The sequence below is a fragment of the Pseudomonas sp. LPB0260 genome, from assembly GCF_013388395.1.
Genome location: NZ_CP058247.1, coordinates 149,811 through 160,850 on the forward strand (window position 1 = coordinate 149,811; position 11,040 = coordinate 160,850).

The following is an 11,040-nucleotide window of genomic DNA, read 5'->3' on the forward strand; positions in this document are numbered from 1 at the left end:
ACTGCATGCGGGGCAAGAATGGCCAGCCGGAGGGCTCCGATGGGTGTTGATAAGCTTCCTCCTTTTATTCAGCCGGGCGAACGCGTGGTGCTGTTCGATGGGGTGTGCAGGCTGTGCAATGCCTGGGCGAAGTTCCTGATTCGCCATGATCGGCGACGGCTGTTCCGCCTGGCCTCGGTGCAGTCGGCCGAGGGCCAGGCAATTCTCGCCTGGTTCGCGCTGCCGCTTGAGCGCTTCGACACCATGGCCTATGTCGAAGGCGACGCGTTGTTCGTGCGCTCCGGCGCGGTATTGCGCATCCTGGCTCAGCTCGATTGGCCCTGGCGCGGCTTCGGCCTGCTGCGTATCTGTCCGCGACCTGTTCGCGACTGGTTGTACGACCGCATCGCCCTGAACCGCTACCGCCTATTTGGCCGCTACGACAGCTGCCTGCTGCCAGACCCCGACCATGCGCGGCGCTTCCTCGATGGTTGAGCGGCGGCTGCAGTCGATCGCCCTGGTGTCGCGCCTGGCCCTGGGGTTGGTGTTTATCTGGCATGGCCTGGTGCCGAAAATCCTCTGGCTGAGCGTGGACGAGGTGGCGATGATCCAGGCCCACGGGCTGCCGGCTGCCGAATGGGTGGCGCAGGCAGCAGGGCTGGCCGAGATTCTGCTAGGGCTCTTGTTGGTGCTGCTGCGGGGCCATCGCTGGCCGCTGCTCCTGGCCGGATTGCTATTGATCGGCCTGCTGGTCGATGTGGCGCTGTTCAGTCCCCATCTTCTGTTGCAGGCCTTCAACCCGGTCTCTACCAACCTTGCCGCCCTGGCGCTGTGCCTGTCGGCCTGGCTGGCCGAAGCCAAGCCAGCCGAGGTCAGGCCGCCCAGTAGAATGCAATCCCATTGACCCGGGCCTGGCGCCCTTGTGCGAGCCGTCATGATCGCGATCCTCTCTTCCCGCCAGCGTGATGCCCTGCGCATGGCCTGGCGCTTCGTCGCGCCCTATCGCTGGCGAGTAGCGGGCGCGCTGCTGGCGTTGCTGTTCACTGCCGCCATCACCCTGTCGATGGGGCAGGGCATCAAGCTGCTGGTGGACCAGGGTCTGGCGACTCAATCGCCGCAGGCCCTGGGGCGCTCGATCGGCTTGTTCTTCGTGCTGGTGGTGGCTCTGGCGATCGGCACCTTCACCCGCTTCTATCTGGTGTCCTGGATTGGCGAGCGCTTCGTCGCCGATATCCGCAAGCGCGTGTTCAATCACCTGATCGGCCTGCATCCAGGCTTCTACGAAAGCAACCGCAGCTCGGAGATCCAGTCGCGCCTGACTGCCGATACCACCCTGCTGCAGTCGGTGATCGGTTCTTCCCTGTCCATGGCCCTGCGCAACGCGATCATGCTGGTCGGCGGCGTGGCCCTGCTGATCGTCACCAATCCCAAGCTCAGCGGCATCGTCCTGCTGGCCCTGCCACTGGTGGTGGCGCCCATCCTGATCTTCGGTCGGCGCGTGCGCCAGCTGTCGCGCCAGAGCCAGGACCGGGTGGCCGATGTCGGCAGCTATGTCGGCGAGGTGCTCGGGCAGATCAAGACCGTGCAGGCCTATAACCACCAGGCCGAGGATCGCCGCCGCTTCGCGATTGCGGCGGAGGCCGCCTTCGATACGGCGCGCCGGCGCATCGCCCAGCGCGCCTGGCTGGTGACCCTGGTCATAGTGCTAGTGCTCGGCGCCGTCGGGGTGATGCTCTGGGTCGGCGGCATGGACGTGATCGCCGGGCGCATTTCCGGCGGCGAGCTGGCGGCCTTCGTCTTCTACAGCCTGATCGTCGGCTCGGCCTTCGGCACACTCAGCGAGGTGATCGGTGAGTTGCAGCGCGCAGCCGGGGCGGCCGAGCGCATCGCCGAGCTGCTGCAGGCCCGCAACGAGATCAGCGCACCGGCAACCGGCGGCATGCCGTTGACGCAGCCCGTGCAGGGGCGGATCGAGCTGCAGGGGCTGCGCTTCGCCTACCCGTCGCGGCCAGCCAGCTTTGCCGTCGATGGCATCAGCCTGAGTATTGCGCCTGGCGAGACCCTGGCCCTGGTCGGGCCGTCCGGTGCCGGCAAGTCGACCATGTTCGACCTGCTGCTGCGTTTCTTCGACCCCCAGGAGGGGCGCATCCTCATCGACGGACAGGCCATCGAGCGGCTCGACCCCGCTGAGCTGCGCCGCTGCTTCGCCCTGGTGTCGCAGAATCCGGCGCTGTTCTACGGCACGGTCGAGGACAACATCCGCTACGGCAAGGCCGACGCCGGCCATGGCGAGGTGGAGGCCGCTGCGCGGGCTGCCAATGCCCATGAATTCATCATGAAGCTGCCGGGCGGCTACCAGACCCATCTGGGCGACGCGGGTCTGGGGTTGTCTGGCGGCCAGCGCCAACGCCTGGCGATCGCCAGGGCGCTATTGGTCGACGCACCGATCCTGCTGCTGGATGAGGCCACCAGCGCCCTCGACGCCGAGAGCGAGCACCTGGTCCAGCAGGCCTTGCCGCGCCTGATGGCCGGGCGTACCACCCTGGTGATCGCCCACCGCCTGGCGACGGTCACGAGTGCCGATCGCATCGCGGTGATCGACCAGGGCAGGCTGGTGGCTGTCGGTCGGCACGCGGAGCTGGTGGCCAGTGACCCGTTGTATGCGCGGCTGGCGGCGCTGCAGTTCAATGAGGGTAGTGTCGAGTCGCACTGACTCGACAGGCTCCGCTGTCTCCTCGCCGGCCAGCCGGCTCAAGGCGCCGGGTTTTCGATGGGCTTGGTGTGGGGCTTGATCGTCGCGGAGGCGCCAGCCGAGGCCAGGATGATGGCGCCGACGGCCAGCCACTGGGTCGTGGTCAGTTGCTCGTTGAGGATCAACAGCGCAGAGAGCGCGGCGATGGCCGGCTCCATGCTCATCAGGGTGCTGAAGGTGCGCACCGGGAGTCGGGTCAGGGCGAACATCTCCAGGCTGTAGGGCAGGGCGGATGACATCACCGCCACGGCAAGGGCCAGAGGCAGCAGCTGCACGGAGAACAGGCTGCTGCCGGCCTGCCACACACCCACGGGCAATATCAGCAAGGCAGCGATCAGGGTGCCGAGGGCCACGGTTTGTGAGCCGTGCTCGGCGCCGGCTTTCTTGCCGAAGACGATGTACAGGGCCCAGCACAGCCCGGCCGCCAATGCCAGGGCCATCCCCATGGGGTCCAGGCGCGAATCACTCTGATGGCTTGGCAGGAGTAGCCAGAGGCCGAAGATCGCCAGGGCGACCCAGGCGAAATCGAGCAGGCGCCGCGAGGACAGCAAGGCCAGAGCCAGTGGGCCGGTGAACTCGAGCGCCACTGCAACGCCCAGGGGGATGCTGTTCAGCGATTTATAGAACAGCAGGTTCATGCAACCCAGCGAGAGCCCATAGGCCAGCAGTGAGCGGCACGAGCGCCAGGTCAAGCGTGCGCGCCAAGGACGCATGAACAGGCAGAGGATCAGCGCCGCAAAACCGAGGCGAAGTGCAGTAGTGCCTTCGGCGCCGACCAGGGGAAACAGTCCCTTGGCCAGGGAGGCGCCACTCTGCAGGGAAGTCATCGCCAGCAGTAGCAGCGCGATGGGCAGAAGGACCGAGGCGGCGTGAGACGAGCGAGGCATTGCGAGCATCCTGGCGGGAACTATATGGCAATAAAAAACCGGCCACCTGGGCCGGTTTCTTTCGGGCCGCGGAGCTTAGCGATATTCGCAGAGGTAGGCCGTCTCAATAGCGACCTGCAACTGGAACTTGCTGTTGGCCGGCACGGTGAACTGGCTACCGGCGGCGAAGGTTTCCCAGCTGTCGCTGCCCGGAAGCTTGACCGTCAGGGCGCCGCTGATCACGTGCATGACCTCCAGCTGGTTGGTGCCGAATTCGTACTCCCCCGGCGCCATCACGCCAATCGAGGCAGGGCCTTCGGCCATGTCGAAAGCGATGGATTTGACGGTGCCGTCGAAGTATTCGTTGACCTTGAACATCTGCAGTTCCTCGTAAAGGGGTGGAAAAAAGGCCGCCAGTATGCCCAACGCCCGGCGGGGCGTCACCCGCTTTGCGCCGGTCTACGACGGCAGGATCAGCGGCAGCAGGCGGGCGGTATTGCGCGCATCGTTGAGGGCCCGATGTTGCTGGCCGCTGAACTGCAGGCCGGCCAGCTGCAGGGCGCGGTTAAGCCCTACCGGCCTGGGCAGCTGGCGGGCTTCGGCAAAGTGGCGCTTGAGGTTGAGGTGGGGGATCTGGGTCAGCAGGCTGGTCAGTTGCAGGCGTTGCCAGTCCTGTTCCAGCTGGCGCCGGTCGTACTCGCCCCAGCTGGCCCAGCCGCGAAGATGCGCCTGGTGCCCGCTCAGCCAGCGTTCGAACTGTGGCCAGACGGCGCTCAGCGTTGAGGCCGCACTGACCTTGTCCTGATCGATATGGGTGAGGTCGCAACAGAAGGCGGTGAGCTGGGGGCGGCGCAGCGGTCGCACGAAACGTTGAAAATGGTCCACTTCATGGCCGCTGGCGCTGACCAGGCTGGCGCCGATCTCGATGATTTCCATTTCTTCCAGTGGCCAGCCACCCTCTTCGGTGGTGGCCTCCAGGTCGATTACCAGCCAGTGTCCCATAAGCCCTCCTTTGCGTTAGGGGCAGTATGCAAGGCTTTCCTGGCCTGGCAAGCCCCGTGATAGGCTTGCCGCTCCTGTGTTTCGGAGGTGTTTATGGCGAAGGTTGCCTTTATCGGCTTGGGCGTAATGGGCTACCCGATGGCGGGACATCTGGCGCGCGCTGGGCATCAGGTGTGCGTGTATAACCGCACCGCGGCCAAGGCGGCCCAGTGGCTGAGCGAGTTTACCGGCAGTAGCGCCGCGACCCCGCGTGAGGCGGCGCAGGGAGCGGACTTCGTGATGGTTTGCGTGGGCAACGACGATGACCTGCGCGGCGTGGCGCTAGGGGGCGACGGTGCCTTCGCCGGCATGTCGGCAGGCGCCGTGCTGGTCGATCACACCACCGCGTCGGCCAACGTCGCCCGTGAACTGGCGGCTGAGGCGCTCGAGCGCGGGCTGGGTTTCCTCGATGCGCCGGTGTCCGGGGGGCAGGCGGGTGCGCAGAACGGCGTGTTGACGGTGATGGTCGGTGGCGACGAGCAGGTCTACGCGCGCGCCGAGCCTGTGCTCCAGGCCTATGCGCGCATGGTGCGCTTGATGGGCGCCGCCGGTAGCGGCCAGTTGACCAAGATGGTCAACCAGATCTGCATCGGCGGGCTGGTCCAGGGGTTGTCCGAAGCCCTGCACTTCGCCCAGCGCGCCGGCCTCGACGCGCACGGCGCGATGGAGGTGATCAGCAAGGGCGCCGCGCAATCCTGGCAACTGGAAAACCGGCACAAGACCATGCTGGCCGGCGAGTTCGACTTCGGTTTCGCCGTCGACTGGATGCGCAAGGACCTGTCGATCCTGCTCGAAGAGGCCCGCCGCAATGGGGCGCAGCTGCCGGTCACTGCGCTGGTCGATCAGTTCTACGCCGACGTCCAGGCGATGGGTGGCGGTCGCTGGGACACCTCCAGCCTGATCGCTCGCCTGCAGACGCCCAAGCGTCCTTGAGCCAGGGACCGGCTGCTGCGCGGTGAGCCTGGTGGCCGGCTTGCCGGCTCTCTTCTGTGTCGGCCATTACCCCCAGGGACTGCCCGAACGCCGGGCGCATGACCGATCGCCGCTGCCGATGGTCGGCGCAGCGGGCGCAATGCCCTTCGAGGGTGCTGCTAAGTCGGATGGGAATTGGCTAGAATCCGCGACCTTTCCGACTTCCTGAGTTAACCGAGGATCATGTCGTCATGAATTGCCGTCCTGGCTGTGGCGCCTGTTGCATCGCCCCTTCGATCAGTTCCCCCATACCCGGCATGCCGAAAGGCAAGGCAGCTGGAGAGCGCTGCGTGCAGCTCTCGCTCGACAATTATTGCGGTTTGTTCGGCAAGCCGGAGCGACCGGCCGTGTGCTCGGCGTTCCAGGCGGATGTCGAGGTCTGCGGAGCGACGCGCGAGGAGGCCATTCGGCTGCTTGGCTGGCTAGAGCAGAGCACGGCCCTGGCCGGCTGATCGGAGCGAGGCGGTCAGGTCGCGGTACGTGGACGCGGAATGCAAAAAAGGCTGCCAGTGGCAGCCTTTTTCGTAGGACGAGCCGACGCGCTTAGCGCGGCAGGTCGCGCTGCGGGTGGCCGGTGTACAGCTGGCGCGGGCGGCCGATCTTGTACGGGCTGGAGAGCATTTCCTTCCAGTGCGAGATCCAGCCGACGGTCCGCGCCAGGGCGAAGATCACGGTGAACATGCTGGTCGGAATGCCGATGGCCTTGAGGATGATGCCCGAGTAGAAGTCGACGTTCGGGTAGAGGTTACGCTCCTTGAAGTAAGGATCGTTACGCGCAATTTCCTCCAGCTTCATCGCCAGCTCCAGCTGCGGATCATTGTTGATCCCCAGTTCGGCCAGGACTTCGTCGCAGGTCTGCTTCATCACCTTGGCGCGCGGGTCGAAGTTCTTGTACACGCGATGGCCGAAGCCCATCAGCTTGAACGGATCGTTCTTATCCTTGGCCTTGGCGATATAGGCATCGATGTTTTCCACGCTGCCGATCTCGTCCAGCATGCTCAGCACCGCCTCGTTGGCGCCGCCGTGTGCCGGGCCCCACAGCGCGGCGATGCCGGCGGCGATACAGGCGAACGGGTTGGCGCCGGAAGAGCCGGCGAGGCGAACGGTGGAGGTCGAGGCGTTCTGCTCATGGTCGGCATGGAGGATGAAGATCTTGTCCATCGCCTTGGCCAACACCGGGCTGATCGGTTTGATCTCGCACGGGGTGTTGAACATCATGTGCAGGAAGTTTTCCGCATAGTTCAGGTCGTTGCGCGGGTACATCATGGGCTGGCCCATGGAGTACTTGTAGACCATCGCCGCCAGGGTCGGCATCTTGGCGATCAGGCGCATCGCGGAGATGTCGCGATGCTGCGGGTTATTGATGTCCAGGGAGTCGTGGTAGAAGGCCGAGAGCGCGCCCACCACGCCGCACATGATGGCCATCGGGTGAGCATCGCGACGGAAACCGTTGAAGAAGGTCTTCAGCTGCTCGTGAACCATGGTGTGGTTCTTGATGGAGCTGACGAAGCTGGCCTTCTGCTCGGCGTTCGGCAGCTCGCCGTTGAGCAGCAGGTAGCAGGTTTCCAGGTAGTCGGAGTTGTCGGCCAGTTGCTCGATGGGGTAGCCGCGGTGCAGCAGAACGCCCTGATCGCCGTCGATATAGGTGATCTTCGACTCGCACGAGGCGGTGGACATAAAGCCAGGATCAAAAGTGAAACGGCCCGTGGCGGTTAAGCCCCGTACGTCAATTACATCGGGACCAACGGTGCCGGTTAAAACGGGCAGCTCGACGGGGGCAGCGCCCTCGATGATCAACTGCGCTTTTTTGTCAGCCATGGGTGGCCTCCTAGTTATGCTTGAAATCATCTGACAGCCCCCCACGCAGGGCCCGCACCACTATAGTGAGATAAATCCGAAAGTCAATTTGGGTAAACCCACGCGCCAGAAGGGTTTTCCGGCGGTTTTCTGGGTCGGGGAGCGGCTCTTCGCATCCTCTATATAAGGTGCGCAAAAGGTTCGCAATCGGCTCTTCGTTCAAGGCCTTCACGTTGTCATTAGTAACCTAACTGTCTATACTCTGCGCCCGACCGCCGGGGGCTTCGCGCCCTGTCTGAAGTGGTCGTCACTCCTTGGGTGATGGGTACCTGACCAGTGCACTTCCCGACAACTTTGCCCTGCTAGTTAGGGGCTCTCAGTGTGATAAAAAAGCCGTGAATAGCCAACGACCTGTAAACCTAGACCTTAGGACTATCAAACTCCCAGTCACCGCTTACACGTCCATTCTCCACCGTATCTCCGGTGTCATCCTCTTCGTCGGTATCGCCGTACTGCTGTTCGGCCTCGACAAGTCGCTGGCTTCCGAAGAGGGCTTCGCCCAGGTGAAGGAATGCCTGACCAGTCCGCTGGCCAAGTTCGTGATTTGGGGATTGTTGTCCGCTCTGCTGTACCACCTGGTGGCCGGCGTACGCCACTTGATCATGGACATGGGCATCGGTGAGACGCTGGAAGGCGGCAAGCTGGGCTCGCAAATCGTCATCGCCGTTTCGGTGATCGTGATCCTGCTGCTGGGGGTGTGGATATGGTAACTAATGTCACTAGTTTTGCTCGTTCGGGCCTTGCCGATTGGATGGTTCAACGAGTTTCTGCGGTCGTTCTCGCGGCTTACACGCTGTTTTTGCTGGGTTATGTAGTGCTTAACCCAGGCATGGGCTACGCCGAATGGCAGGGCCTGTTCTCCAATGACGCTGTACGCATCTTCAGTCTGCTGGCGCTGGTTGCGCTCTGCGCCCATGCATGGGTCGGCATGTGGACGATCTCCACTGACTACCTGACGCCGATGGCGCTGGGCAAGTCGGCGACTGCCGTGCGTTTTCTCTTCCAGGCCGCGTGTGGCATTGCCATCTTCGTGTTTCTCGCCTGGGGCGTGCAGATTCTTTGGGGTATCTGATTCATGACTAGCATTCGTACTCTTTCTTATGACGCCATCATCGTAGGTGGCGGCGGCGCGGGCATGCGCGCGGCCCTGCAGCTGGCCCAGGGTGGTCACAAGACCGCCGTGGTCACCAAGGTGTTCCCGACTCGTTCGCACACCGTCTCCGCCCAGGGTGGCATCACCTGCGCCATCGCCTCCGCCGACCCGAATGACGATTGGCGCTGGCACATGTACGACACCGTCAAGGGCTCCGACTATATCGGTGACCAAGACGCCATCGAGTACATGTGTTCCGTCGGCCCGGAAGCCGTGTTCGAGCTGGAGCACATGGGCCTGCCGTTCTCCCGTACCGAGCAGGGTCGCATCTATCAGCGCCCGTTCGGCGGTCAGTCCAAGGGTCCAGACAATCCGACCCAGGCTGCGCGTACCTGCGCTGCTGCCGACCGTACCGGTCATGCGCTGCTGCACACCCTGTACCAGGCCAACCTTAAGGCTGGCACCTCGTTCCTCAACGAGTGGTACGCGGTCGACCTGGTAAAGAACCAGGATGGCGCCGTGGTTGGCGTCATTGCCATCTGCCTGGAAACCGGCGAAACCGTCTATATCCGCTCCAAGGCCGTGGTTCTGGCCACTGGCGGTGCCGGTCGCATCTACGCCTCGACCACCAACGCCCTGATCAACACCGGTGACGGTATCGGCATGGCCCTGCGTGCCGGTGTACCGGTGCAGGACATCGAGATGTGGCAGTTCCACCCGACCGGTATCGCCGGCGCCGGCGTGCTGGTAACCGAGGGTTGCCGTGGTGAAGGTGGCTACCTGATCAACAAGCACGGCGAGCGCTTCATGGAGCGCTATGCACCGAACGCCAAGGACCTCGCCGGTCGCGACGTGGTCGCGCGCTCGATGGTCAAGGAAATCATCGCCGGTAACGGCTGTGGTCCGGAAGGCGATCATGTGATGCTGAAGCTCGATCACCTGGGCGAGGAGGTGCTGCACAGCCGCCTGCCGGGTATCTGTGAGCTGTCGAAGACCTTCGCCCATGTCGATCCGGTCGTCGCGCCGGTTCCGGTCGTGCCGACCTGCCACTACATGATGGGTGGCGTGGCCACCAATATTCATGGTCAGGCCATCACCCAGGATGCCAACGGCAACGACAAGATCATCGACGGTCTGTTCGCCGTGGGCGAAGTGGCTTGCGTATCTGTGCATGGCGCCAACCGCCTGGGCGGCAACTCGCTGCTCGACCTGGTGGTGTTTGGTCGGGCCGCCGGCCTGCACCTGGAGAAAGCGCTGAAAGAAGGTGTCGAAGTTCGTGGCGCCTCGCAGACCGACATCGAGCAATCGCTCAAGCGTCTGTCCGGGGTCAACGAGCGTACCACCGGCGAAGACGTGGCCCCGCTGCGTAAAGAGCTGCAGAACTGCATGCAGAACTACTTCGGTGTATTCCGTACCGGCGAATACATGCAGAAGGGCATCCAGCAGCTGGCCGACCTGCGCGAGCGCATCGCCAACGTCAAGATCGCGGACAAGAGCCAGGCGTTCAACACTGCACGTATCGAGGCCCTGGAGCTGCAAAACCTGCTCGAGGTGGCCGAGGCGACTGCGGTGGCTGCCGAGACCCGTAAGGAATCTCGTGGCGCCCATGCCCGCGAAGACTTCGAAGAGCGCGATGACGAGAACTGGCTGTGCCACTCCCTGTACTTCCCGGGAGAGAAGCGCGTGAGCAAGCGCGCCGTCAACTTCGCGCCGAAGACCGTGCCGGCGTTTGAACCCAAGGTTCGGACTTATTAAGGGTGGCTGATATGTTGCAAGTCAGTGTTTATCGCTACAACCCGGAGCAGGACGCTGCGCCGTTCATGCAGGACTTCCAGGTCGACACCGGCGGCAAGGACATCATGGTCCTCGACGTGTTGGCGTTGATCAAGGAGCAGGACGAGGGCTTTTCCTATCGTCGTTCCTGCCGTGAGGGCGTGTGCGGCTCCGATGGTATGAACATCAACGGCAAGAACGGTCTGGCCTGTATCACGCCGATTTCGGCCGCCGGCCTCAAGGGCGGCAAGCTGGTGATTCGCCCCTTGCCTGGCCTGCCGGTCATCCGTGACCTGGTCGTCGATATGAGCATCTTCTACAAGCAGTACGAGAAGGTGCAGCCGTTCCTGCAGAACGACACGCCGGCGCCGGCGATCGAGCGCCTGCAGTCGCCGGAAGAGCGCGAGAAGCTCGATGGTCTGTACGAGTGCATCCTCTGTGCCTGCTGCTCGACCAGCTGCCCGTCGTTCTGGTGGAACCCGGACAAGTTCCTCGGCCCTGCCGCGCTGCTGCAAGCCTATCGCTTCCTGGCTGACAGCCGCGACACCAAGACCGAAGAGCGTCTGGCTTCGCTGGACGATCCGTTCAGCGTGTTCCGTTGCCGCGGCATCATGAACTGCGTGAACGTCTGCCCGAAGGGTCTCAACCCGACCAAGGCGATCGGCCACGTACGCAATATGCTGCTGCAGAGCGGTACCTGATTCTCA

At 63.7% G+C, this 11,040-nt stretch carries 13 protein-coding genes; 9 read left to right on the forward strand and 4 right to left on the reverse strand.

Annotated elements, in window-relative coordinates:
* Nucleotides 1-39 precede the first annotated feature (39 nt).
* Genes LPB260_RS00655 through LPB260_RS00665 form a run of 3 tightly spaced genes read left to right on the forward strand, consistent with a single transcriptional unit; the run spans nt 40 to nt 2,692 of the window.
* The gene (locus tag LPB260_RS00655; RefSeq protein ID WP_208706732.1) at nt 40-474 is read left to right on the forward strand and encodes a thiol-disulfide oxidoreductase DCC family protein; all 435 of its coding nucleotides are present in this window, start codon (nt 40-42) and stop codon (nt 472-474) included.
* Nucleotides 467-883 (forward strand): DoxX-like family protein, encoded by a 417-nt coding sequence (locus LPB260_RS00660; RefSeq protein ID WP_208709987.1) that lies wholly within the window; start codon nt 467-469, stop codon nt 881-883. The genes LPB260_RS00655 and LPB260_RS00660 overlap by 8 nt, the downstream gene beginning before the upstream one ends.
* A 30-nt stretch (nt 884-913) precedes the next feature.
* Complete coding sequence (locus LPB260_RS00665) at nt 914-2,692, forward strand: ABC transporter transmembrane domain-containing protein (protein WP_208706733.1); 1,779 nt, start codon at nt 914-916, stop codon at nt 2,690-2,692.
* 38 nt (nt 2,693-2,730) lie between these two features.
* Here the strand turns inward: LPB260_RS00665 and rhtA are convergent, their stop codons facing one another.
* The 3 genes from rhtA to LPB260_RS00680 form a co-directional block, all read right to left on the reverse strand.
* Nucleotides 2,731-3,618, reverse strand: coding sequence for a threonine/homoserine exporter RhtA (gene rhtA / locus LPB260_RS00670; RefSeq protein WP_208706734.1), 888 nt, complete (start codon nt 3,616-3,618; stop codon nt 2,731-2,733).
* 75 nt (nt 3,619-3,693) lie between these two features.
* Nucleotides 3,694-3,975, reverse strand: a complete 282-nt coding sequence (locus LPB260_RS00675; RefSeq protein WP_208706735.1) for a pyrimidine/purine nucleoside phosphorylase — start codon at nt 3,973-3,975, stop codon at nt 3,694-3,696.
* Between the two features lie 81 nt (nt 3,976-4,056).
* On the reverse strand, nt 4,057-4,599 hold the full coding sequence (locus LPB260_RS00680) for an exonuclease domain-containing protein (protein WP_208706736.1): 543 nt from the start codon (nt 4,597-4,599) through the stop codon (nt 4,057-4,059).
* 93 nt (nt 4,600-4,692) lie between these two features.
* Here LPB260_RS00680 and LPB260_RS00685 point away from each other — a divergent pair, with 93 nt between their 5' ends.
* Nucleotides 4,693-5,571: an NAD(P)-dependent oxidoreductase gene (locus LPB260_RS00685; RefSeq protein WP_208706737.1), complete on the forward strand. Its 879-nt coding sequence runs from the start codon at nt 4,693-4,695 to the stop codon at nt 5,569-5,571.
* Between the two features lie 230 nt (nt 5,572-5,801).
* Nucleotides 5,802-6,062 carry a YkgJ family cysteine cluster protein gene (locus tag LPB260_RS00690; RefSeq protein WP_208706738.1) on the forward strand — a complete coding sequence of 87 codons (261 nt, stop codon included), beginning with the start codon at nt 5,802-5,804 and terminating at the stop codon, nt 6,060-6,062.
* 91 nt (nt 6,063-6,153) lie between these two features.
* On the opposite strand, the gene gltA is transcribed toward LPB260_RS00690, so the two are convergent.
* Nucleotides 6,154-7,428 carry a citrate synthase gene (gltA, locus tag LPB260_RS00695; RefSeq protein ID WP_208706739.1) on the reverse strand — a complete coding sequence of 425 codons (1,275 nt, stop codon included), beginning with the start codon at nt 7,426-7,428 and terminating at the stop codon, nt 6,154-6,156.
* A gap of 374 nt (nt 7,429-7,802) precedes the next feature.
* On the opposite strand from gltA, the gene sdhC reads away from it, so the two are divergent.
* From sdhC to LPB260_RS00715, 4 genes are read left to right on the forward strand one after another with little or no spacing between them, the layout of a single operon-like run.
* Nucleotides 7,803-8,177 carry a succinate dehydrogenase, cytochrome b556 subunit gene (gene sdhC / locus LPB260_RS00700; protein ID WP_208706740.1) on the forward strand — a complete coding sequence of 125 codons (375 nt, stop codon included), beginning with the start codon at nt 7,803-7,805 and terminating at the stop codon, nt 8,175-8,177.
* Complete coding sequence (gene sdhD / locus LPB260_RS00705) at nt 8,171-8,539, forward strand: succinate dehydrogenase, hydrophobic membrane anchor protein (protein ID WP_208706741.1); 369 nt, start codon at nt 8,171-8,173, stop codon at nt 8,537-8,539. Before sdhC ends, sdhD begins: the two co-directional genes overlap by 7 nt.
* Before the next feature lie 3 nt (nt 8,540-8,542).
* Entirely contained in the window at nt 8,543-10,315 is a 1,773-nt protein-coding gene (gene sdhA / locus LPB260_RS00710; RefSeq protein ID WP_208706742.1) for a succinate dehydrogenase flavoprotein subunit, read from the forward strand.
* Between the two features lie 11 nt (nt 10,316-10,326).
* Nucleotides 10,327-11,034 (forward strand): succinate dehydrogenase iron-sulfur subunit, encoded by a 708-nt coding sequence (locus LPB260_RS00715; protein WP_208706743.1) that lies wholly within the window; start codon nt 10,327-10,329, stop codon nt 11,032-11,034.
* Nucleotides 11,035-11,040: the final 6 nt, after the last annotated feature.